The sequence below is a fragment of the Aurantiacibacter sp. MUD11 genome (genome assembly GCF_026967575.1).
GTDB lineage: Bacteria > Pseudomonadota > Alphaproteobacteria > Sphingomonadales > Sphingomonadaceae > Alteraurantiacibacter.
Genome location: NZ_CP114054.1, coordinates 560,205 through 583,943 on the forward strand (window position 1 = coordinate 560,205; position 23,739 = coordinate 583,943).

Sequence of the window (23,739 nt, forward strand, 5' to 3'; positions counted from 1 at the left end):
CGGCAGGTCAAGACCGCCAGAAGTTCGACCATGCGAAATCACGACGACATCAACCTGGCGGAAAAATTCGCGGCTGCGCAAGACTGGTGGCGCGGCGCTGGTGTCGATTACGATTTTACCGACGAGGCCATGCCGCTGCTGGCCGACGAGGAAGAGGCAGCCCCCACGCCGTTGGTGAAACAGGCTGCCGCCGAGGACAAGGCGGAAGAACCGCCCGCTCCAAAGCTTTCCGCCACCGACCTTCCGGACGAACTTCCCGCTTTTCGCGAGTGGTGGATGGGTGCCGACAATCCCTTCTCCGCACCGGCATCCAGTTGCATCCCGCCGCGCGGCGAGGCCGGTGCGCCGGTGATGGTTGTCGTTCCCATGCCGGAGGCTGGTGATAGCGACATGCTGCTGAGCGGCGTGCAAGGTCTGCTGGTCGGCAACATCCTGCGTGCGATCGGGATCGATCCGGACGCCGCCTATCTCGCCAGTGCCCTGCCAGCGCACATGCCGCTGCCCGATTTCGAGGCCCTTGGCCGCGAAGGCCTGGGGGCAGCCCTGACCCAACATATCCAGCTTGCCCAGCCGCAACGCGTCCTGCTGCTCGGCAGCAAGCTGCCCGGCCTGCTCGGCCACGATCCATCCTCGCCGCCCGAGAGCCTTACGGACATCGGCGGCACCAAGACCCTCGCAACCTTCGCCCCCGACCGCTTGCTCGACCACGCCCGACAAAGGGCACGGCTCTGGAAGCGGCTTCTGCAATGGACCAACGCTGCATGAAATTGCTCACCCCCCTGGCAATTTGCATCGCCATGCTCGGCACCGTCCCCGCACTTGCCCAGCAGACCGACTCCCGCACCTATTTCTCCGCTCGCATCACTGAGCGCACGACGCCGCAACAGCTGGATGCGCAGGACCGCGAGTATTACGACGCGCTGTTCACCGCCATCGAGCGCGAGCAGTGGAGCGAGGTGCAACGCCTGTTCGAGCAGCGCCCCTCCGGCCTGCTGCACGATGTTGCCCGGGCAGAATACTTCCTCGCGGCCAATTCGCCCCGGGTCGAAGCCCCGCAGATCGAGGAATGGCTGCGCACCGGGTATAACCTGCCGCAGGCCGAACAGCTCGTGCGCCTCGGTCGCACGCGCGGCCTGACCGCCGAACCGCGCCTGCCCTATGTCCGCGATCTCGTCTCGCAGCGCTCTGTTCCGCGCCGCACCCGCCCGCGTTCCACCGATGACGGCACCATGCCCGACGATGTGCGCGCAGCCATTCTTGAGCGGATCACCAATGACGATCCCGATGGTGCGCGCATCCTCCTTGATGGCATCGACGCCTCGCTCAGTCCCGAAGCAAGGGCGGAATGGCGTCAACGCGTCGCCTGGAGCTATTTCATCGAGAACAAGGACGCGCAGGCGCTGGCCATGGCGCAGACCGTGGCGGCCGGCAGCGGTGCGTGGGTGGCGGAAGGCGACTGGGTCGCCGGCCTTGCAGCCTGGCGCCTCAACGATTGCGACAGCGCTTCGGCCTCGTTCCAGCGCGCCGCTCAGGGTGCCATCAACCCGGAACTGCGCGCCGCATCGCTGTTCTGGGCCTCGCGCGCCGCGCTCCGGTGCCGCCAGCCCTCCCTCAGTGCGCGGCTGCTGAGCGATGCGGCGATCATGGACGACACCCTCTACGGCATGCTGGCGGCAGAACAGCTCGGTCGCCAGCTGCCCGACCGGGTTGAAAGCGCCGAATTCACGCAGGCCGACTGGCGGGCGGTCGGCAACTACGACAATGTCCGCATCGCCGTGGCGCTGGACGAGATCGGCCGCGACGTACTCGCCAGCCAGATCCTGATCCACCAGGCCCGCATCAGCGATCCGCGCGAGTACGAGACATACTCGCGCCTCGCCCGCGAACTCGGCTTCCCGCAGACGCAGCTCTATATGGCGCTGAATGCCCCCAGCGGCGGACAGGCGGACCCGGCCTCCCACTTCCCGGCGCCCAAGATCGCGCCGGTCAACGGGTGGGAGATCGACCCCGGCCTCGCCTTCGCGCACATCCTGCAGGAATCGGCCTTCCGCGCCAATGCGGTCAGTCCGGCGAACGCGCAGGGCCTGATGCAGATTACTCCGCCCACGCTGCGCCAGCATGCCGGCTGCGTCGGGCGCCCGGCAGGCGCCATCGACGTGTTCGATCCGGACATGAACCTGGCGCTGGGCCAGTGCAACCTGCAGATGGTAGCTCGCAATCCGTCGACGGGCGGACGACTGCCGCAGATCATGGCGGCCTATAACGCCGGCCTCACCCCGATCACGCGCTGGGTAAGCGAGGTGAACGACCAGGGTGACCCGCTGCTCTACATGGAAGCCATCCCGTACTGGGAGACGCGCGGATATGTCGCCATCGTGATGCGCAATTACTGGATGTACGAACGCCAGGCCAACGCCGTCTCGCCCAGTCGCCTGGCGCTGGCGCAGAACGACTGGCCAATGTTCCCCGACACCTCTACCGGCGGGCGCGTCTACATGTCGGGAGGACAATAGTGGCCATCGACGAAAGCCGGATGTTCCGGCCGATCAATATCGCCCTGCTAACCGTGTCCGACACGCGCGGCCCGGACGAGGATACCTCGGGCGACATCCTGGCCGAGCGCATCCAGAGCGCCGGCCACAACCTTGCGGCGCGCGCCATCGAGAAGGACGACGCCGATGCGATCGTCCGCCTGCTGCAGGACTGGATCGAGGATCCGGAGATCGACGCCATCGTCTCGACTGGGGGTACCGGCCTTACCGGTCGCGACGTCACGCCCGAGGCGCTGGACCGCATCAAGGACAAGGAAATTCCCGGTTTCGGGGAGCTGTTCCGCTGGGTCAGCTACCAGACCATCGGCACCTCGACCGTGCAGTCCCGCGCCGTGGCCGTGCTTGCCGGCGCAACCTACATCTTCGCTCTGCCCGGTTCCAACGGCGCCGTGCGCGACGGATGGGACGGCATTCTTGCCGAACAGCTCGACAGCCGGAACCGCCCCTGCAATTTCGTCGAACTGATGCCCCGCCTGCGGGAAAAGTAGGGAAATCAGCCCGCAGCCGGCTCGTAACAGGCAAGTTCCAGCCCCTCCGGGTCGGTGAAGTGGAACCGCTTGCCACCGGGGAAATCGAAGATCGGCAGGGTAATGGCGCCGCCGGCCGCCTCAACTGCGGCGAGAGCAGCGGCGATGTCATCCACCCGGATCACCGGCAGGATGCCCCTGCCATGATGCTCACCCGTGCCATTCAGGCCAAGCTGGCAGGGCGCTTCCTCGTGCGCCGCGTAATCATCTCCATAAGCAGTGAAATTCCAGCCAAAAGCCTTTGAATAAAATGCGGTTTCCGCTTTCGCGGACGAGACCGGAAGCTCTACGTAATCCAGCACGGCCATAACGAATCTCCCTTGCTCATCTTTGCAGTTTGTTCTATTTCTGTTCCATGCGCAAGAGCGAAGTCCCACAGCGCGGCAGAGGCGCGCAATCGGCATTGGTGCCGCAACGCTTCGGCCTGGCTGATCGGCAGGTCGACGGGGACTGGCGCGATGCGATGGAACTGCTGGACGGCACGCCCCCCAAGCTGCGCACGCAGGTGACCGAGGAACATCCCAAGTCGATCCTCTCGTTCAACCAGTCGCCGGACATCGCCTTTGATCGCTCGATCAACGCCTATCGCGGATGTGAGCATGGTTGCGTTTACTGCTTCGCCCGCCCGACGCACGCCTATCACGACCTCTCGCCGGGTCTGGACTTCGAAACCAAACTGTTCGCCAAGCCGGACGCCGCCCGCCTGCTGCGCGAGACGCTGGCGCGTCCGAAGTATCGGCCAAAGCCCATCGCCATGGGCACGAACACGGACCCTTACCAACCGATCGAGAACCGCTATGGCATTACGCGCCAAGTCCTCGAAGTATGCCTCGAAACGCGTCACCCCGTGACCATCACGACGAAATCCGATCGCGTTCTCAATGACCTGGACCTGCTGGAGGAAATGGCGCGCCATTCGCTGGTCGCTGTCGCCATTTCCGTTACCAGCCTTGATCCGGTGCTGTCCGGCAAGCTGGAGCCGCGCGCGGCCTCGCCGGCGAAGCGGCTGGCGGCCCTGGGCACGCTGGCTGCGGCAGGTGTGCCGACACATTGCTCGATTGCGCCGGTCATCCCGGCGATGACCGATGAATTCCTTGAGGAAATCGTGGCCAGGGCCGCCGGCAAGGGCGTCGACAGTTGCGGATGGATCCCTTTGCGCCTTCCACACGAGGTCGCGCCGCTGTTCCGCGAATGGCTGGCCGTCCACTACCCCGACCGCGCCGGCAAGGTGATGAGCATCGTGCAATCGATGCGCAACGGCCGCGACAACGACCCCAATTTCTTCTCCCGGCTGAAACCGAAAGGGGTCTGGGCGGAGCTGTTCCGCACGCGTTTTCGCCTTGCCTGCAGGCGAAATGGCCTTGAAAAGCCCGCGTTCGCACTGCGAACCGATGCATTTAGGCAACCCCAAACGGGCAGACAGTTACAATTGCTATGAAATGCTTCGCTTTGACGACAGATTGCGTTAACACCAGTCTTAGCTTTGTCGCATAGGTGGGCTACCCGCGTGTGTGACCCTGCGCTACGATTCGCAGTCCTTGAGATGGGGGATTACCTAATGAAGAAGTTCACAGTCGGTCTGATGACGGCGACAGCCTTCATCGCCACGCCGGCAATGGCCGGTGATGGCGAGTTCTACATCGGCGTCGGTTCCGGCATCGGTGAAGTCGAAGACACTGAGCTTGTCGAACAGACCTTCAACCGCACCGTGATCGTGCAGCCGGAACTCGGTTGGGAAGCCGAAGCCGTCCTCGGTTACGACGCCGGACCGGTCCGCTTCGAAGTCGAAGGTGCTTACAAAGACTTCGAAATGGATACGATCGATGCTGGCCTCGCCGGCATCCCCGGTTTCTTCACCCCGTCGGGCTTCGTCTTCGAAAACGGCGTGCAGGATCCGGTCAACGGTGACCTCACCATCTGGAGCGGCATGGTCAACGCGCTGCTCGACTTCGGCGGCAACGACGGCCTCGGTTTCTCGATCGGTGGCGGTGTCGGCATCAGCACCGCGAAGTTCTCGGACGTGACCGCCTATAACGGTGGCCCGGGCTTCCTTGACGACAGCGACACCCGCTTCGCCTGGCAGGGCATCGCCCAGCTGCGCGCTCCGCTGACCGACAGCATCGACGCTTCGATCAAGTACAAGTATCACCGCGTGACCGAGCCGACCTACGTCGACGAAGTCGGGCGCACGCTGACGGGCGATGTCGGTACCCACACCATTCTGGGCACCTTCATCTTCAACTTCGGTGGCGAAGAGCCGGCCCCGCCGCCGCCTCCGCCGCCGCCTCCGCCTCCGCCGCCGCCTCCGCCTCCGCCGCCTCCCCCGCCGCCGCCGCCGCCGCCTCCGCCGGCTCCGGTCTGCGAGCAGGGCCCCTACATCGTCTTCTTCGATTGGGATAAGTCGGACATCACGCCGGAAGCGGCCACCGTGCTCAACAGCGCCATCACGGCCTATGGTGACTGCGGTACCGCCGCCATCATGCTCGCCGGTCACGCTGACCGCTCGGGTTCCGCCACCTACAACGTCGGCCTGTCCGAACGTCGTAACGCTTCGGTCCAGGAATACCTGACCGCACGTGGCATCCCGGCCGCCCGCATCTCCAGCGAGGCATTCGGCGAAACCATGCCGCGTGTCCCGACCGCCGACGGCGTGCGCGAACTGCAGAACCGTCGCGTGGAAATCACCTACGGGCCGGGCTCGGGCAACTAAGCCCTACCCAACCAGACAAATGGGGCCGGGAGAGCACTCTCCCGGCCCTTTTTCTTTGCCTGAGGGAAATTCGAAGTGGCGCCGTCCCGTCGCGCGGGTCAGGCTACCAGGCGCAGGTGCCCGACACCGCGGATCGGTTTCAGGGCGACATTCGCAAGGCCGGGAATTGTCGCCAGCTTGTCGACCAGTTCGCCGCCCAAGGCGAAGTCACTGCCGAGCAGGACCTGCGGCTCATGGGCTTCACCGGTGCGCAGGTGCAGGACCACCTCGCCGTGTCCCGCACGGCCAAGTTCCAGCATGTCCTTCAGCGCTGCGATGGCCGTCGCATCGGTGATCTCGGCGGTCAGCTGCATGCGCGCAGAACTCTTCACTTCCGACAGCGGCCTTGCCCCGCGCACCGTCACGCGCGGCGGGTCTTCCGGATTGGGCGAATCCAGCTCCACGTTGAGAAGCACGCAGGTGCCGTCCTGCGCCCATTGCTGGAAGCTCTCGACCAGCGATTCCTCGAAGCAGGCGGCGCTGAACTGGCCAGTGCTGTCGGAGAAGTCGGCGCGCACGAATTCCGCGCCGCGCCGGGTGCGTCCCTTGTTCACGCCCTCGACCATGGCCGCCATCACCGCCGGTTGGCGACCACCCTCCACACCGCCTTCCATCAGCGAGGCATAGGTGCGCGCACCGTTGGCAGACGCGACCTCGCGGAATTCCTGCACCGGGTGGGCGGCGAAGTAGAAACCGAACACCTCGCGCTCGACCTCCATCTGCCTGGCCCGAGGCCATGGCTCGACCTCGGTCAGTCGCAGGTCCGGCTCGGCATGGTCGTCGCCCCCGAACAGGCCTGCCTGTCCACTCGACTTCTCGCGATTGGCGGCATCGGTCACGGCCAGCAACATGTCGGCATTGGCCAGCACCTTGGCCCGGTTCGGTTCGTAGCGGTCGAAGGCACCCGCACCCGCCAGGCCTTCCAGCTGCTTGCGGTTCATCGAGCCCGCGGGGAGACGACGGAAGATGTCTTCGAGGCTCTCGAACGGACCATGCGCCTCGCGCTCGGCCACAACCTGCTCCATCGCCTTTTCGCCGACATTGCGGATGCCAGCCAGGGCGTAGCGCACTGCCCAGCCCTCGTCCGTCTGCTCGACGCAGAACTCTGCCTCCGAAGCGCCGATATCGGGCGCCAGGATCTGCACGCCATTGCGCCGCGCATCGTCGACGAAAACCGCCAGCTTTTCCGACTGGTGCATGTCGAAGCACATGGATGCGGCGTAGAACTCTTCCGGATAATGCGCCTTCAGCCATGCCGTCTGGTAGCTGAGCAACGCGTAGGCGGCAGCGTGCGACTTGTTGAAACCATAGCCGGCGAACTTGTCGATCAAGTCGAACAGGCGGTTGGCCTCGTCCTTCTCGATGCCGCTGACTTCCTTGCAGCCTTCGCAGAAGCGCAGCCGCTGCGCATCCATCTCCGCCTGGATCTTCTTGCCCATGGCGCGGCGCAGCAGGTCTGCATCGCCGAGCGAATAGCCGGCCAGGATCTGCGCGGCCTGCATCACCTGCTCCTGGTAGACGAAGATGCCGTAGGTTTCCTCGAGGATGCCCTTCAGCTTGGGGTGCGGGTAGACGATCTCTTCCTCGCCCGCCTTGCGCTTGCCGAAGCTGGGAATGTTGTCCATCGGCCCTGGCCGGTAGAGCGAGACGAGCGCGATGATGTCCTCGAACTTGGTCGGCTTCACCGCCGTCAGCGTGCGCCGCATGCCTTCGGATTCGAGTTGGAACACGCCCACCGTATCACCGCGCTTGAGCAGGTCGAACACGCCGGGATCGTCCCACGCCAAGGTGTCGAGATCGACCTCGATCCCCCGCCGCTTGAGCAGGTCTACCGCCTTGCGCAGCACCGACAGCGTCTTCAGGCCGAGGAAGTCGAACTTCACCAGCCCGGAATCCTCGACGTGCTTCATGTCGAACTGCGTCACCGGCATGTCCGAACGCGGATCGCGGTAGAGCGGCACCAGCTGGCTGAGCGGCCTGTCCCCGATCACCACGCCCGCCGCGTGGGTGGAGGAATTGCGCGGGAAGCCTTCGAGCTGCATCGCCAGGTCGACGAGGCGTTTCACCTCGTTGTCGTTGTCGTATTCGCGCTTGAAATCGGCAGCGCCGTTCAGGGTGCGGGGCAGCGTCCACGGGTCGGTCGGGTGGTTGGGCACCATCTTGGTGAGCCGGTCCACCTGGCCATAGGGCATCTGCAGGATGCGCCCTGTATCGCGCAGCACGGCACGCGCCTTCATCTTGCCGAAGGTGATGATCTGCGCGACCTTGTCCTTGCCGTAGCGCTCCTGCACGTAGCGGATCACCTCGCCGCGGCGAGTTTCGCAGAAGTCGATGTCGAAGTCGGGCATCGACACGCGTTCCGGGTTGAGGAAGCGCTCGAACAGCAGGCCGAGGCGGATCGGGTCGAGATCGGTGATGGTCAGCGCCCAGGCCACCAGCGAGCCGGCACCCGAACCACGGCCGGGCCCCACCGGAATCCCCTGCGCCTTGGCCCACTTGATGAAGTCGGCAACGATCAGGAAGTAGCCGGGAAAGCCCATGTTCTTGATGATGCCGACCTCGTAATCGAGCCGGTCGACATAGACCTGCAGTTCCTCGTCGGAGAGATCCTCATATTGCTCGAGCCGCGCGGCAAGGCCCCGGCGCGCGTCCTCCTCCAGCATTCGGCTTTCGCCTTCGAGATCGCCGGCAAGGCTGGGCAGGATCGGCTTGCGGCGCGGCGGCGCAAAGGCGCAGCGCTGGGCGATGACGAGGGTGTTTTCCAGGGCTTCCGGCAAGTCCTCGAACAGGTCGCGCATCATGGAGGCCGGCTTGACGTAGGCTTCCGGGTTGGACGTCGGCCGGTCGTCGCTGTCGATCTGCGAGGAATTGGCGATGCACAGCATGGCGTCATGCGCGCTGTGCATGTGCGGCTCACCGAAGTTGGAAGGGTTGGTGGCGACCAGCGGCAGGTCCTGCACATAAGCGAGGTCCAGAAGGCCGCTCTCGGCCGCCTCCTCCACCGGATTGCCGCGCCGCGCCAGCTCCACGTAGAGCCGCTGCGGAAACAGACCGGACAAGCGCCGCGCCAGTTCGTGCGCGCGCTTTTCCTTGCCATCGGCCAAGAGGCGGGTGACGCCGCCCTCGCTGGCGCCGGTCAGTGCGATCAGGCCGTCGGTATGGCCTTCCAGCTCTTCCAGGCTGACGTGCGGTTCCAGTTCCAGCGGGCGGTCCAGGTGCGCCCGGCTGACGAGGTGGCACAGGTTGTTCCATCCATCCTCGTCCTGCGCGAACAGCGGCAAGTGGTCGATCGCGCCGTCCCCGCGCGCGACGCCCAGCAGCGTGCCGACGATCGGCTGCACGCCCTCGCCCATGCAGGCAGAGGCGAACATGGTGGAGCCGTAGAGGCCGTTGCGGTCGCAGATGGCGATGGCGGGGAAACCGCGTTCCTTGGCCAGCTTGGCAATAGCCTTGGGATCGATCGCGCCCTCGAGCATCGAGTAACTCGACAGCACGCGCAGCGGGACGAAGGGCGAAAACGGCATCCGCCCACTATGGTTATCCAGCCCGGATTCGCAAAGCCGGTCTGGGGAAAAAGCGGAGGGAAAATCGCCCTATTCGGCGCTGTCGCCCGCGGCGATCTTCCTGCGCGTGTCGCGGATGGTGGACACCGCGCCGTAGGCGACCAGCGCGCCCAGGAAGATCCACACCCACAGCGGGATGTCCTCGCCGAAAATGCCAAGGTACAGGTAGGCCGAAACGAAGAAGAAACCCGCCAGCATAGTCGGCACGACGGTAGACCGCCCGGCCCGCGCCCGCTTCACCAGCCACCCAATCGAAGCGAAGAAGAACGGGATCGCGCCGACATAGATCGCCGCGAAGACGTAGGGGTTCACATTGTACTGTGCCCCCAGTCCCAGAACCCAACCGTTGAATGCTTCGAGCACGCCGCTCTCCTGATTGCTTGCCCACCTGTTCGCAGGTTCTGCCGCGAAGGTTACCCGGCTTTTGGTCGGTAGGTCAGGTCGAAGCTGTCGCTCCAGCTCTGGCCGTGGTCGCTGCTGGCCTGCCCATATTGCCGGACAGAACCGTCCTCGCCGAGCGTATAGGTCATCCGCACCAGGATTGGTTGCCCCTGCTGGTCCTGTCCCCAATAACCGGTGAGGATCATCGCTCCGTCCACGGGTCCGCCTTCGAATAAGACGCGTCCCGGCTGCGCGCCGACCCAGAGCTGGTGCCAGGTGCCGGTCTGCGGATCGAGCGTCGTCAGGCTGGAACCGGTGCCGCCGCGCAGCGGCATCCAGGTCTCGCGCACGGCACAGCCATTGCTGACCTTCTCGATCCGGCTGGTGGCGACCTGCGTTTCGGTGCCGGTCTGGTAGACATCCCATTCACCGACCCAGAAATCGAAGGCAGCGAATTCCTCGGCAGCGCAGGGATTAGGGGGCGAAGCGGGCGGCGGCGTCGCGCTCCCCTGTTGCAGCATGGCGAGCAGCGAGGCGGCGAGAATGCCCATGGATTTCCCCTAGTCTATCCGTCCCTCGTGCAGCCTTACCACGCGGTCCATCCGGCTTGCCAGCCTCTCGTTGTGCGTGGCGACCAGCGCCGCACTGCCCTGCCCGCGCACCAGTTCGAGGAACTGGTCGAGCACGCGCTCCGAAGTCGCCTCGTCCAGGTTGCCGGTCGGTTCGTCAGCCAGCACCAGTTGCGGGCGATTGGCCAGCGCGCGGGCGACGGCCACGCGCTGCTGCTCACCGCCCGAAAGCTGGCTGGGACGATGGTCAAGGCGATGTTCGAGGCCGAGCGCGCCGAGCAGTTCGCGCGCCCGCTCCACGGCGTCAGTGCGCTTCACGTCCACCAGCAGTTGCGGCAGCACCACATTTTCCTGCGCGGTAAAGTCGGGCAGCAGGTGGTGGAACTGGTAGACGAAGCCAAGGTGATCGCGGCGCAGCGTCGTGCGACCGGCGGAATCCAGCTGGCTGGCATCGTTGCCCGCCAGTTCGATCTTCCCGGAGAAACCGCCTTCCAGCAGCCCGACCGCCTGCAACAGCGTCGACTTGCCGGAACCGGACGGCCCCAGCAGCGCCACGATTTCACCGGGAGCAATCTCCAGGTTCACGCCGCGCAGCACGTCGATGCGCACGCCTCCCTGCTCGAAGCTGCGGGCGAGGTTCGTCAGGCGAATGACGGGTGGGGTGCTATTCATAACGCAGCACCTCCACCGGATCGGTATTGGCCGCCCGATAGGACGGATACAGCGTGGCGAGGAAGCTCAGCCCCATGGCCATGCCGGCAATCGCCAGCACTTCGAACGGGTCGGTCTTGCTCGGCAGTTCGGTGAGGAAACGGATCGACGGGTCCCACAGTTCGATGCCGAAGGCGCGGCTGAGGAAAGTGATGATCCCTTGCCGGAAGAACAGCACCAGCAGACCCAGCGATACGCCTGCCGCCGTGCCGATCACGCCGACGATGGAGCCGGTGGTGACGAATATCTTGAGCAGGCTGCGCCGGGTCGCGCCCATGGTGCGCATGATGGCGATGTCGCGCGTCTTCGATCGCACCAGCATCACCAGTGAGGACAGGATATTGAACGCCGCCACCAGCACGATGATGCCCAGCGCGAAGGCCATGGCCACGCGTTCGACCTGCAAGGCCTCGAACAGCGAGGCGTTCATCTGCTGCCAGTCGGTCAGCACGGCCCTGCCGGAGAGTTGCTCCGCAATCGGGGCGAGGATTTCGGCCACCCGGTCCGGATCCTCTGTCTTCACCTCGATCATGCCGATGGAATCGCCCGTCATCAGCAGCGTCTGCGCGCTGGGAATGGGCATCACCACGAACCGCTCGTCGAAATCATAGAGGCCCACTTCGAACACGGCGGTCACCGTGTAGCCGACCTGTCGCGGGACCGTGCCGAAGGGCGTCGGGCGGCCTTGCGGGTTGACGATCGTCAGCGTGTCGCCAAGCCGGATGCCGAGGTTCTGCTGCAGGCGAGAGCCGATGGCGACATTGCGCAGGTCCGGCTGCAGCGTCGCCAGGTCACCCACCAGCACGTTTTCCTCCATGCGCTGGATGTCCTCGGGCGTATTGCCGCGCACGAAGATTCCTTCGGCCCGCCCGTTGTAGGTCCCCAGCAGCGGCTGCTCGATCAGCGGCGATGCGCGCACCACGCCTGGGGTGTTGCGGATATCCTCCAGCAATTCTTCCCAGTTCTCGATCCGCTGGCCATAGCCCTGCACCACCGCATGGCCGTTCAGCCCGGTGATGCGGTCAAGCAGTTCCGCACGGAAGCCGTTCATCACGCTCATCACGATCACCAGCATGGCGACCGAGAGCATGACCACCGTGATGGAAATGCCCGCCACCAGCGCGATCACCGCCTCGCTGCGTCCCGGCAGCATGTAGCGTTTGGCAATCGACCATTCGAAGGGAGAAAGGATCAAGAAGCCGTTCCTGAGACAAGTGTGCGTGGCAGCGCTTTAGGAAGCGCAACCTTGCGCTGCAATGAAAATGGCCGCGCTATGCCCCGTTCACTCGCTGGCGAGTTGCTCCGCAATCCACCCGTCGACATGGGCTTCGAGCACGTCGAGCGGCACCGCGCCGTTCTCCAGCACGGTGTCGTGGAAGGCGCGCAGGTCGAAATCGGCACCCAGCGCTTCCTCCGCCCTCGCCCGTAGCTCGCGGATCTTCAGCTCACCCAGCTTGTAGGCCAGCGCCTGGCCCGGCCAAGTGATGTAGCGGTTGACCTCGGCATTGATGTTGCCTTCGGACAGCGCGGTGTTCTCCAGCATGAAATCGACTGCCTGCTGGCGCGTCCAGCCCATGGCATGGATGCCGGTGTCGACCACCAGGCGGTTCGCGCGCCACATCTCGTAGCTGAGGCGGCCCATTTCCTTGGCCGGCGTGTCATACAGGCCCATCTCGATGCCGAGGCGTTCCGAATAGAGACCCCAGCCCTCGGTGAAGGCGGTGAAGAAGGTCGCGTACTGGCGCAGCGGGTGCATATCCAGTTCCTGCTGCAAGGCGATCTGGTGGTGGTGGCCCGGAACGGCCTCATGCACCCCCAGCGCCGGCAGTTCCCACAGCGGGCGCTGGTCCAGTTCGGTCAGGTTGAGGCGGTAGATGCCCGGCTGCCCCGTCGCCATCGATCCGCGCTCGTAATAGGCGGTGGTGTTGCCGGGAGCATTGGCCGCCGGGATCGGCAGCACGGTATAGGGCAGGCGCGGCAGGCGACCGAAGAGGCGCGGCATCCAGCCATCGATTTCCTTCGCCAGCGCGGCGGTGAACTGCAGGTAGCTTTCCTCGTCGGTCGGATAGTACTGCGGATCGGTGCGCAGGTGCTCGATGAAGGCCTCGCGGCTGTCGAAGCCGGCCTCGGCAGCCACCTCCTCCATCTCGGCCCGGATGCGCGCGACTTCGGACAGGCCCAGTTCGTGAACTTCCTGCGGAGTCATCTCCGTGGTGGTGAAGCTGCGCACGCGAGAGGCGTAGTATTCCTGCCCACCCGGCGTTCCGCCAACGCCCGGAGCCTCGTCCGTGCGGCAATTCGGGGCGTAGTCTTCGACATAGAAGGCGTGGAAGGCTTCCAAGCCTTCGAACGCACCTTCGGAAATCGCCGTGCGGCCACGCGCCTGCAGGGCGGCCCACTCGTCATTCGAGATGGTCGACGGCTGGGTGGCGAAGGCCCGCCACCAGACCGATTCCTCGGGGCTATCGGCGATCAGGCCACCAATTCGGTTTTCGAACCCTTCCATCGGCTCGCACGGCTGCGTCAGCCCGCGTTCGATGGCGCCTTCGCTGCGGTCGATGAAGGCCTGGATGTATTCTGGGTAGGCTTCCAGGCGACCGAGGTAGCTCTCATAGTCGGCCACGGTGAACAGCGGCGAGGAATAGGGCAGTCCGCTGATTGCGCCCTGCGGCCCGCCGCGGTTGGTGAAGGTGACATAGCGATCGTGCTCATGCTCCGCGGCTTCCAGCGTATCGCGGAAATCGCGCGCCATCAGCGCATAGTCGATGTCCAGCGTGCCCGGCAGCTCTGCCGGATCGATCGCCTGCAACCGCGCCTGGAACGCCCGCGTTTCCTCCAGGCGGCGGTCGTAGGCTTCCATCGAGGGATCGCTCAGCTTCCCGTCGCCGCGCCGGTCACCGATATCGGTCGCCAACGAGGGCGATTGGTCGAGCACCCACTGCCACACATCCTCGCGCAGTTCGACGAAGTCCTCGGCGGGCCCAGCCAGCGCCGGGGCGGGCATGGCAAGTGCGAGAGCGAGGGTCGAGGCGGCAAGAAGGCGGTTCATTGGGTGAAATCTCCGGTACGGTCAGGTCTGGTTGCACCGGAGACTATCGTCCTCGACGCCACGCACAAGCGCCGAAACGCGATTGCACAGAGAATCCGGAGCACCGCAGCCCGCTGCTCCGGCCTTTCGCAGTTATCAGTCGCGGCTTTCCGGCGTATCGATCGGGAAGGCGTGTTCGACCCCTTCGATATCGTCCACCACTTCCACGATGCCCCGGCCCAGGTGGCTGTTGCCGCGGCTGTAGCCGAAGTAGATGACCACGCCGATCACGCTCCAGATGGGCAGCACCAGCATGGCTTCCAGCGGCAGGTTGAGGAACAGGAAGGCGCAACCGAAGATCGTCGCCGGACCCACCAGCCACAGCATCGGCGTGCGGAAATCCCGCTTCCGGTCGGGCGATGTCTTGCGCAGCAGCATGACCGCGACCGCCACCATCAGGAAGGCATAGAGCGTCCCGGCATTGGCGATATCGGCCAGCTGTCCCACGGGCAGGAAGGCCGCGCCGATAGCCACGATCACCCCGGTGATGGCGGTGACGACGTAGGGCGTCTTCCACTTGGGGTGCACCTTGGACAGCCCTTCGGGCAGCAGCCCGTCGCGGCTCATCACGAAGAAGATGCGGGTCTGCGCGAACAGCAGCACCAGAATCACCGAGGGCAAGGCAAGGAAGGCCGCGATGCCCAGCATGTTGCCGATGCCGGAAAAACCGATCTGGCGCAGCACGTGGGCCAGCGCCTCGTCGGAACAGACCAGTGCTGCCGAATATTCGGCCATGGCGCACTGGCGCGCCAGTTCCTCGGAACCGGCGGGGAACGGTACGCCATTCGGCCCCATGATCGGTTGTCCGCCGATGGTGCCGATGGCCCCGGCAGCAACCAGGATGTAGAACAGCGTGCAGAACAGCAGCGATCCAACAAGACCGATGGGCACGTTGCGCTGCGGGTTCTTCGTTTCCTCCGCCGCCGTCGAAACCGCGTCGAACCCGACGTAGGCGAAGAAGATCGTTGCCGCCGCGCCCACTGCCCCGACGCCCGAACCGAAGCCGCCGAACACGCCTGCGGGCAGGAACGGGTTGAACTGGTCGGGATCGAAATAGGCGCTGGTCAAGGTCAGGCCGATGAAGGCGGTCAACGCCGCCACCTTGATGGCCACCAGCACGGCATTCACCTTGGCGCTTTCGCTGGTGCCAATCATCAGCAGCCAGGTTACCAGCAGGGCGATCACCAGCGCGGGCAGGTTGATGAATCCACCCGGCTCGCCGCCCAGCACCAGCGGCCCTGCCGCCAGCCATTGCGGCAGTTCTATTCCCAGGAATTCGTTCAATATGGTGCCGGCGAAATAGCCAGACCAGCCAACCGAAACCGCCGAGGCCGCGATGGCGTATTCGAGCACCAGCGCCCAGCCCACCGTCCAGGCGAGGAATTCGCCCATCGTGGCGTAGCTGTAGGTGTAGGCCGATCCGGCGACCGGGATCATGGCGGCGATCTCAGCATAGCAGAGCGCCGCCACCACGCAGACCAGGCCGGCGATCACGAAGGCCAGCATCAAGCCGGGACCGGCCTTTTGCGCACCGGCCGCGGTCAGCACGAAGATGCCAGTGCCAATGATGCAGCCGATCCCGAACAGCATCAATTGCCAGGCGCCTAGCGTACGATGCAGCGACTTCTTCGCGGCTGTCGCCAGAATGGCGTCGAGCGGCTTTACCCGATCAAAAATCATCGGCGAGAATCCACCAGGCTTGCCGCGGGACAGCCCCGCTCGAACAGCCGGAATGCGGGGCATATGCCAAGCAGCGAGACGCGCAAGCGGATTCGCACGGGGCTATCGCTTATCGTCCTCGCCGGGGTCCGGCAGCTTGCGCAATTCCTCGATCTCGCGCGCGGTACGCACGGCCGGATCGGTAGCGATGCGCTCCAGGGTGGCGATGCGCTCGAGCACGCGGGACATCTCTTTCTTCAGGCGTTCGTTCTCCGCGCGAAGCTGCATCCCGCCGAAGTCGGCTTCTACCCCGCTACCGGCAAACAGCTCGAGATAGCCGCACTCTCGACACCGGCGAGAGGCAACGTCGGTATGCTTCTTTCCCCACAGCGAAAGGCCGGTCCAGATGCTCTTCTTGGGAACGCCATCGGCCCATTTGAGCGGCACCCGCCACCCCCAATAGTCGATGAAGGTCGAGCCGACTTCCATCGATCCACGGCATTTCGGACAATCGGCCATTCCAAGCTCTCTCCGGCAAACAGAAGGCAATCTTAGCCGGAAAGCGGCCTAGGCCAAGGGCTTATCCGCCACGCAGGGTCTGCACGCCCCAGTCGCGTTCCAGCAGGTAGAGCACCAGGCGCGCGGCCTTGCCGCGCTCGCTCTCTAGCCCGCCTTGCTGGTCCACCAGCAACTTGGCATCGGCATTGGCCACGGGCAGCAGGCGGGTGATCTGTTCGAGGCTGGCGATGTTGAAGGCCTCGTCGCCCGACTGGCGGGTTCCGAGCAATTCGCCCCCTCCGCGCAGCTGCAGGTCTTCCTCGGCAAGGCGGAAGCCATCCTGTGTCTCGCGCATCAGGGCGAGGCGCTGTTTTCCCGTTTCGGACAGTTCGTTGCCGCGCAGCAGCAGGCAGGTGCTCTTGTCCGCGCCCCGGCCCACACGACCGCGCAGCTGGTGCAATTGGGCAAGGCCGAAGCGTTCCGCCTGTTCGATCACCATCAGTGTGGCATTGGGTACGTCCACGCCGACCTCGATCACCGTGGTCGCCACCAGCAGCTTCGCATCGCCCGCGGCAAAGCGCGCCATGCCCGCATCCTTCAGTTCGGGCGCAAGCTGGCCGTGGACCAGCACCACATCGTCACCGAACCGTTCCCTCAAGGAGGCAAAGCGCGCCTCGGCAGCGGCAAGGTCGTCATCCATCGTCTCGCTGTCACGCACCATCGGGCAGACCCAGTAGGCCTGCTGGCCGGTCTCAAGGTGACGGCCGACGGCGGCGACGATATCCTCCAGCCTGTCGAGCGGCAGCACGCGGGTGTCGATGGCCTGCCGTCCCGGTGGCAGTTCGTCGAGGCGACTGACTTCCATCTCGCCATACTGCGCCAGCACCAAGGTGCGCGGGATCGGAGTGGCCGTCATCGCCAACGTGTGCGGCGTCACCTTGCCCTTCTGCGTCAGCATCAGGCGCTGCGAGACGCCGAAGCGATGCTGCTCGTCGATCACCACCAGTCCGAGATTCTTGTAAGAGACGCTCTCCTGGAAGATCGCATGGGTGCCGACAACGATGTCGATGCTGCCATCGAGCAGCCCCATAAGGATGGACTCGCGCGCCCTGCCCTTGTCACGGCCCGTCAGCAGGGCGATTTCGACGCCGGTGGGCGCAACCATCTTGCGCAACGTCTCGTAATGCTGGCGGGCGAGCAGTTCGGTGGGCGCCAGCAAGGCGGCCTGCGCCCCGGCCTCGTTGGCGACCAGCATGGCTTCCAGCGCCACCACCGTCTTGCCCGCACCGACGTCGCCCTGCAGCAGCCGCAGCATCGGGCTGGCCTGCGCCATGTCCCCGGCAATCTCGGCAATCGAGCGCGTCTGCGCGCCGGTAAGCGGGAACGGCAGTTGCAGCTTGTCACGCAAGCTGCCGTCGCCCTGCAACGATTGTCCCTTGCGCTGGCGGTTGGACTGGCGAACCAGCATCAGCGCCAGCGCATTGGCAAACAGCTCGTCATAGGCGAGCCGGTCGCGCGCCTTGGCGTTTTCCTGCTTGTGCGCCAACACCAGCGCATCGCGCCATGTGGGCCAGCCCTCGCGGTCCAGCGTAGCGGGTTCGATCCATTCGGCCAGTTCTGGCGCGCGCTCCAGCGACTGCGCCACCAACGAGGCGACGCGCGGCTGCGTCAGCCCTTCGGACAGGCGGTAGATCGGCTCCACCATCTTGCCCATGGCGCCGTCGCTCGTCTCGGAAACATGGTCCGGATGGACGATCTGCAGCATCTGGTCGTACTGGTCGAGCCGCCCGGCCACCCAGCGCTTCTCGCCCACCGGCAACTGCTTCTTGGCCGTGTAGCTGGCGCGCCCGAAGTAGGTGAGCGCGCAGATATTGCCCTTCGCATCCTGCGCCAGCACCCGGTACGGACCGCGCTGCGAACGGCTGGCGCGATGTTCGGTGACGGTCAGTCCGACAACCACCTGTTCGCCGACCTGTGCCTCGTCCAGGTCCGCGACGGCGCGGCGAACGACGAAGCGTTCCGGGAGATGGTAGAGCAGGTCGCGGATACGCGTCAGGCCCAGCTTTTCCAGCGGCTTTTTCAGCTTCGGTCCGACGCCTTCGAGGCTATCGGTCTCGGCAAACAGGGGATTGAGCTCGTCCGGACGCATGCCGCGGCTGTAACCTGTCTGCCCACCGTTGCGAAGTGCCCGCTACTCACACTCATGCCAGTAATGTTTCGCCAAATTTCAAATTGGTGATACATCGCTACCTCGGGTCGCTTGTGGCCCCGGACCTGGGGGTAATTGGTCCGGGCATCAGGGGGGGAACCTTAGATGTTGAAAACAGTAAAAACCTTGGCTGCGTGCGCGGCCCTTTCGGTGCTTGCGACTCCGGCGATCGCGCAGGAAGAAGAGCCACGGACCACCTATTCGGTGACCATGCTCAAGCTCACGCCGGGCTCCGAGAACAGGTGGACGGAAATCCGCTCGGAATATGTGGACCCCGCACGCGAAGCGGCCGGCCTGTCGCCGGCCACGGTCCACTGGGTGATGATGAACGAGGATTACGACCTGATCATCATCACCGAAATGCCGCGCGGCATGTCCACGTTCGACACCCATGCGAATGCCGAGCGCGAGGCCTTCTGGGAAGCCATGTCGGAGATCGTCGGCGGGCAGGAAGCGCTCGACGCGCTGGGCGAGGAGTGGGACACGCTCGTCGAGAGCTCGACCACCGTCTACACCCACACCCACCCTTGATCGGCGACGATTGACGGTCCACAGGGGCGCTTCGTTCGACGAGGCGCCCCTTTTCCATGGCTGAAGACCAAACCACCGACCTTTCCCAACGCTTCGCCCGCGCCAAGTTCCGCGCCTGGCATCGCGGCACGCGCGAGGCCGACTACATGTTCGGCTGTTACTTCGACACCTACCACGCAGACTGGGACGAAGCCGCCCTCGCCTGGTTCGAGGCACTGCTGGATTTCGACGATGTCGACGTGATGGCATGGGCGATGGAGCGCGATAAGCCGCCGCAACACATGCAGGGTGCCCAAATGGATGCCTTGCGCAAGCTGGATTACGTGCGCATTTAGCGGCGGAAAGTTCACTCGCGCACCCCCTCCCCGGATCGGGAAGGGGGCTTTTGCGTTTGCCGGATAGACGAGTTCATGCCTGATTTTTCCCGCATCCTGTCGGCCAAGCAGCCGCTGACCCTCGCGCAGGTCGCCCGCGGTGCTCAGCCGCTGGTAATGGCCGACCTGGCCCGGGCAGCAAAGCAGCGGGCCGTCTTCGTCGCCCCGGACGACGCCGCCATGCGCGCCGTGGTGGATGCCGCACACTTCTTCGCGCCTGAATTGCAGGTGATCGAATTCCCGGCCTGGGATTGCCTGCCCTACGACCGCGCCAGCCCGGCCCTCTCGGTCAGCGCGCAGCGGCTGGCCGCCCTGCACCAGTTGCAGAATGCACGCGGGGGGAACCAGCTGCTGGTCACCACCGCCAATGCCCTGGTGCAGCGCGTGCTCTCCCCCTTCCGCATCCGCGAGGCGGTCCGCGAATTCCGCAAGGGCGTGGAGATCGGCCACGAGAGCCTCGCCGCGCTGCTGCGGCGGCAGGGCTACACCCGCGTCGATACGGTGGTCGACACCGGCGAATTCGCCATGCGCGGCAGCATCGTCGACATCTACCCCAGCGGGCTGGAAGCGGGCCTGCGGCTGGATTTCTTCGGCGACGAGCTGGAATCGCTGCGCCTGTTCGATCCGAACACCCAGCGTACCACGGCCACGATCGAGGAGCACCTGCTGCTGCCTGCCAGCGAGGCACTGCTGGACGAAGACAGCATCAAGCGCTTCCGCAGCCGTTACCGCGAGAAATTCGGTGCCGGCGCCACGCAGGACCCGCTCTATGAAGCCGTCAGCGACGGGCGACGCCTCGCGGGCATGGAACACTGGCTGCCGCTGTTCGAGGAACGGCTGGACACCCTGTTCGACCATCTCGACCAGTCCGACACGGTGGTGATCGATTCCGCCGCCATGCAATCCATCGAGGAACGGCTGGCCGACATTGCCGACTATCACCGCCAACGCGGTGAAATTTCGGGGCAGGCCAAGGGCAGCTATCGTCCGCTCAATCCCGAACAGCTCTACCTGACCAAGGAAGAGGTCGACCGCGCCCTGCAGGGTTGGCCGATCCACAAGGCATCGATCTTTGCCGAGCCGGAAAGCGACAAGGTCGTCGATTTCGGCTTCCGCTCGGCGCGCGATTTCACGCCGGAACGGAGCGCGGGCAAGAACGTCTACGAAGCCGCCGCCGCGCACTTCAAGGCATTGGGCAAGGACGGCAAGCGTCCGCTGCTGGCCGCCTATTCCACCGGTTCGCGCAGCCGCATCGCCTCGATCCTCGAAGAGGCGGGCACACCGGTGCAGCTGGCCGAGACCTGGCAGGAGGCGCTGGGCGCCTCCGCCAAGGGCAAGGCGACGGCCATGGTGCTGCCGCTCGACACCGGCTTCGCCAATGACGAGATGGAAGTCGTCACCGAGCAGGACCTGCTGGGTGACCGCCTCGTGCGCCGCAAGAAGCGCAAGAAGGATGCCGACGCCTTCCTCGCCGAATTGCAGGCGCTGTCGCGCGGCGACCTTGTCGTCCATGTCGACCACGGCATCGGCAAGTACCTGGGCCTTGAACCCATCGCCGCAGGCAAGAGTCAGCACGACTGCGTGATGCTGGAATATGCCGGCGGCGACAAACTCTACATCCCGGTCGAAAATCTCGACGTGCTGTCGCGCTACGGCTCTTCGGAAGAAGGCGCGGCGCTCGACCGACTTGGCGGCGAGGCATGGCAGCGCCGCCGTGCACGTCTGCGCGAGCGCATCCGCGAGATCGCCGGGGAACTGATGAAGGTCGCCGCCCAGCGCGCCTTGAAGAAGGCCCCTTCCCTCCCTGTCGATGAAAGCAGCTACGGCCAGTTCCTCGACCGCTTCCAGTACGAGGAGACCGAGGACCAGGAAGAAGCCATCGCCGACGTGCTGCGCGACCTGGAGAGCGGCAAGCCGATGGACCGGCTCGTCTGCGGTGATGTCGGTTTCGGAAAGACAGAAGTCGCCCTGCGCGCCGCCTTCGTCGCGGCGATGAACGGGCAGCAGGTGGCAATGGTTGCTCCCACCACCCTGCTCGCCCGCCAGCATTTCCAGAACTTCTCCGAACGCTTCGCCGGTTTCCCGCTGAAGATCGGCCGCCTGTCGCGCCTCGTTCCCGCGCGCGAGATGAAGGAAACGCGCGATGGCCTGGCGGAAGGCAAGGTCGACATCGTCATCGGCACGCATGCCATCCTGTCGAAGAACACCAAGTTCAAGAATCTCGGCCTCGTAATCGTCGACGAGGAGCAGCGGTTCGGCGTAACCCACAAGGAAAAGCTGAAGCAGCTACGCGCCGACGTGCACGTGCTCACCCTCACTGCCACGCCGATCCCACGCACCCTGCAGATGGCGATGACGGGCCTGCGCGAACTGTCCACTATCCAGACGCCGCCGGTCGACCGACTGGCCGTGCGCACCTACGTGATGGAGTGGGACGACATGGTGGTGCGCGAGGCTTTGCTGCGCGAACACCATCGCGGCGGGCAGAGCTTCATCGTCGTGCCGCGCATCTCCGACCTCGGGCCGCTGGAAGACTGGCTGCACGAGACGGTGCCGGAAGTGAAATACGTCTCCGCCCACGGGCAGATGGGCGCGGGCGAGATCGAGGAACGGATGAGCGCCTTCTACGAGGGCAAGTACGAGGTGCTGCTCTCCACCACCATCGTCGAATCCGGGTTGGACCTGCCCAGCGCCAACACCATCATCATCCACCGTGCCGACCGTTTCGGCCTGGCCCAGCTTTACCAGCTGCGCGGCCGCGTCGGCCGGTCGAAGATTCGCGCCTATGCCTATCTCACCACCCCCGCCGACACGCAGTTGAGCGAAGTGGCGGAGAAGCGCCTGAAGGTGCTGGGCGATCTCGACAGCCTGGGCGCGGGTTTCCAGCTGGCAAGCCACGATCTCGACATTCGCGGCGCGGGCAACCTGCTAGGCGACGAGCAGAGCGGCCATATCCGCGAAGTCGGCTTCGAACTCTACCAGTCGATGCTGGAAGACGCGATCATGGCCGCCAAGGCCGGCGACATGGGGCTGGAAGCCGACCGCAGCGGCCTGTCACCGCAGATCACCGTCGACGCGCCCATCATGATCCCCGAGGACTACGTGCCCGACCTTGCCGTGCGCATGGCGCTCTATCGCCGCCTGAACCAGGCGGAAGGCAAGGCCGAGATCGAAAGCCTCGCCGCCGAGATGATCGACCGTTTCGGGGACCTGCCGCAATCGACCAAGAACCTGATCCGCCTTATCGAGATCAAGGCCCAGGCCATCGAGGCCTGCATCGCCAAGATCGAGGTTGGCGCGCGCGGCACGCTGGTCACCTTCCACCAGGACAGCTTTCCCGATCCCGCCGGCCTGATCGCCTATGTCGACCGCCTGAAAGGCACCGCCAAGCTGCGGCCCGACATGAAGCTGGTGATCAACCGCGCCTGGGGCGATCCGGAAAGCCGCTTGAACGGCCTGTTCCAGCTGACCAAGGGGCTGAGCAACGTCGTCAAACGGGCGGAGAAGAAGGCGGCCTAGACCGTGGTCAATGCCTGGAAGGCAGCGGGCTCCGTTGGCTTGCCGCCCAGGTAACCCTGCCAGACGTCGCAGCCTTCCCGCACCACGGCATCGCGCAATTCAGCGGTCTCGATCCCCTCGGCAATCACCGTAAGGTCCAGGGCATTGGCCATGGCAAGGATGCCGCGCAGCACGGCCAGGTCACGTTCGCAGGTGGTCACGCCTTCGATCATCGAACGATCGAGCTTGAGTGCGTGGAGCGGCAGCACCTTGAGGTAACGGAAGTTGCAGAAGCCCGCGCCGAAATCGTCCAGCGCGATACGAATGCCGTGATCCGCCAGTTCGCGCAGCCGCTCGGCGGAGCGATCGAGGTCGGCGACCAGTGCCTGCTCGGTAATCTCCAGCGTCAGCCGGTCCGCCGGAAAACCGGTGTCGTCGAGCATGGCCAGCAGGTCTTCCGCGAATGTGCGGTCGAACAGGTCCATGGCCGTGACATTGAGCGACAGCCGCAGGTCCGACGGCCAGTTAACCGCTGCCGCCATGGCGGCGCGGGCGATATGTCGCGCCAGCCTGCGTGACAGGCCGCCACTCTGGGCGATGGCGACCAGTGAGTCGCCGGCCAGCGCGCCATGCTCCGGATGTTGCCACCGAACAAGCGCCTCTGCCCCCACCAGGGCACCGTCGGCGGCGCGGAATTGCGGCTGGAACAGCAGCGTGATCGCACCGTTCGCCAGCGCCTCGGCCAGCTCCTCCGTGATCGGATGCGGCTCTGCGCGACGACGGTCGGGCCGCTGGCGACGGCACTGCAAAGGGGTATTCAACGGTGGAGC

General features: G+C 65.1%; 19 protein-coding genes. 8 read left to right on the plus strand and 11 right to left on the minus strand.

What is annotated here, in order from left to right:
* Positions 1 to 30: 30 nt before the first annotated feature.
* Genes OZN62_RS02755 through moaB form a run of 3 tightly spaced genes read left to right on the plus strand, consistent with a single transcriptional unit; the run spans position 31 to position 3,040 of the window.
* Complete coding sequence (locus OZN62_RS02755) at positions 31 to 765, plus strand: hypothetical protein (RefSeq protein ID WP_269101224.1); 735 nt, start codon at positions 31 to 33, stop codon at positions 763 to 765.
* Positions 762 to 2,513: a lytic transglycosylase domain-containing protein gene (locus OZN62_RS02760; protein WP_269101225.1), complete on the plus strand. Its 1,752-nt coding sequence runs from the start codon at positions 762 to 764 to the stop codon at positions 2,511 to 2,513. The genes OZN62_RS02755 and OZN62_RS02760 overlap by 4 nt, the downstream gene beginning before the upstream one ends.
* Positions 2,513 to 3,040 (plus strand): molybdenum cofactor biosynthesis protein B, encoded by a 528-nt coding sequence (moaB, locus tag OZN62_RS02765; protein ID WP_269101226.1) that lies wholly within the window; start codon positions 2,513 to 2,515, stop codon positions 3,038 to 3,040. The genes OZN62_RS02760 and moaB overlap by 1 nt, the downstream gene beginning before the upstream one ends.
* A gap of 5 nt (positions 3,041 to 3,045) precedes the next feature.
* Here the strand turns inward: moaB and OZN62_RS02770 are convergent, their stop codons facing one another.
* Positions 3,046 to 3,387 carry a VOC family protein gene (locus OZN62_RS02770; protein ID WP_269101227.1) on the minus strand — a complete coding sequence of 114 codons (342 nt, stop codon included), beginning with the start codon at positions 3,385 to 3,387 and terminating at the stop codon, positions 3,046 to 3,048.
* A gap of 47 nt (positions 3,388 to 3,434) precedes the next feature.
* Here OZN62_RS02770 and OZN62_RS02775 point away from each other — a divergent pair, with 47 nt between their 5' ends.
* Both OZN62_RS02775 and OZN62_RS02780 read left to right on the plus strand, forming a co-directional pair.
* The gene (locus tag OZN62_RS02775) at positions 3,435 to 4,517 is read left to right on the plus strand and encodes a PA0069 family radical SAM protein (protein ID WP_269101228.1); all 1,083 of its coding nucleotides are present in this window, start codon (positions 3,435 to 3,437) and stop codon (positions 4,515 to 4,517) included.
* Positions 4,518 to 4,637: 120 nt separating this feature from the next.
* Positions 4,638 to 5,789: an OmpA family protein gene (locus OZN62_RS02780; protein WP_269101229.1), complete on the plus strand. Its 1,152-nt coding sequence runs from the start codon at positions 4,638 to 4,640 to the stop codon at positions 5,787 to 5,789.
* Positions 5,790 to 5,887: 98 nt separating this feature from the next.
* Here the strand turns inward: OZN62_RS02780 and dnaE are convergent, their stop codons facing one another.
* From dnaE to recG, 9 genes are all read right to left on the minus strand, one after another.
* Positions 5,888 to 9,352 carry a DNA polymerase III subunit alpha gene (gene dnaE / locus OZN62_RS02785; protein ID WP_269101230.1) on the minus strand — a complete coding sequence of 1,155 codons (3,465 nt, stop codon included), beginning with the start codon at positions 9,350 to 9,352 and terminating at the stop codon, positions 5,888 to 5,890.
* Positions 9,353 to 9,421: 69 nt separating this feature from the next.
* Positions 9,422 to 9,754, minus strand: a complete 333-nt coding sequence (locus OZN62_RS02790) for a hypothetical protein (protein WP_269101231.1) — start codon at positions 9,752 to 9,754, stop codon at positions 9,422 to 9,424.
* Between the two features lie 50 nt (positions 9,755 to 9,804).
* Entirely contained in the window at positions 9,805 to 10,323 is a 519-nt protein-coding gene (locus OZN62_RS02795; protein ID WP_269101232.1) for a hypothetical protein, read from the minus strand.
* 9 nt (positions 10,324 to 10,332) lie between these two features.
* On the minus strand, positions 10,333 to 11,013 hold the full coding sequence (locus OZN62_RS02800; protein WP_269101233.1) for an ABC transporter ATP-binding protein: 681 nt from the start codon (positions 11,011 to 11,013) through the stop codon (positions 10,333 to 10,335).
* Complete coding sequence (locus tag OZN62_RS02805; RefSeq protein ID WP_269101234.1) at positions 11,006 to 12,247, minus strand: lipoprotein-releasing ABC transporter permease subunit; 1,242 nt, start codon at positions 12,245 to 12,247, stop codon at positions 11,006 to 11,008. The genes OZN62_RS02800 and OZN62_RS02805 overlap by 8 nt, the downstream gene beginning before the upstream one ends.
* 87 nt (positions 12,248 to 12,334) lie before the next feature.
* Positions 12,335 to 14,101, minus strand: coding sequence for a DUF885 domain-containing protein (locus tag OZN62_RS02810; protein WP_269101235.1), 1,767 nt, complete (start codon positions 14,099 to 14,101; stop codon positions 12,335 to 12,337).
* A gap of 135 nt (positions 14,102 to 14,236) precedes the next feature.
* On the minus strand, positions 14,237 to 15,820 hold the full coding sequence (locus OZN62_RS02815; RefSeq protein ID WP_269101236.1) for an amino acid permease: 1,584 nt from the start codon (positions 15,818 to 15,820) through the stop codon (positions 14,237 to 14,239).
* 102 nt (positions 15,821 to 15,922) lie between these two features.
* Complete coding sequence (locus OZN62_RS02820) at positions 15,923 to 16,288, minus strand: hypothetical protein (protein WP_269101238.1); 366 nt, start codon at positions 16,286 to 16,288, stop codon at positions 15,923 to 15,925.
* Between the two features lie 91 nt (positions 16,289 to 16,379).
* A complete protein-coding gene (gene recG / locus OZN62_RS02825) occupies positions 16,380 to 18,446 on the minus strand; it encodes an ATP-dependent DNA helicase RecG (protein WP_269101239.1) in 2,067 nt (688 codons plus the stop codon).
* Between the two features lie 210 nt (positions 18,447 to 18,656).
* On the opposite strand from recG, the gene OZN62_RS02830 reads away from it, so the two are divergent.
* From OZN62_RS02830 to mfd, 3 genes are all read left to right on the plus strand, one after another.
* Entirely contained in the window at positions 18,657 to 19,037 is a 381-nt protein-coding gene (locus tag OZN62_RS02830; RefSeq protein WP_269101240.1) for a hypothetical protein, read from the plus strand.
* A gap of 56 nt (positions 19,038 to 19,093) precedes the next feature.
* Entirely contained in the window at positions 19,094 to 19,372 is a 279-nt protein-coding gene (locus OZN62_RS02835; RefSeq protein WP_269101241.1) for an FAD assembly factor SdhE, read from the plus strand.
* Positions 19,373 to 19,447: 75 nt separating this feature from the next.
* Positions 19,448 to 22,930 (plus strand): transcription-repair coupling factor, encoded by a 3,483-nt coding sequence (gene mfd, locus OZN62_RS02840; protein WP_269101242.1) that lies wholly within the window; start codon positions 19,448 to 19,450, stop codon positions 22,928 to 22,930.
* Here the strand turns inward: mfd and OZN62_RS02845 are convergent.
* The gene (locus OZN62_RS02845) at positions 22,927 to 23,730 is read right to left on the minus strand and encodes an EAL domain-containing protein (protein ID WP_269101243.1); all 804 of its coding nucleotides are present in this window, start codon (positions 23,728 to 23,730) and stop codon (positions 22,927 to 22,929) included. The two genes, mfd and OZN62_RS02845, sit on opposite strands and share 4 nt — an antisense overlap.
* Positions 23,731 to 23,739: the final 9 nt, after the last annotated feature.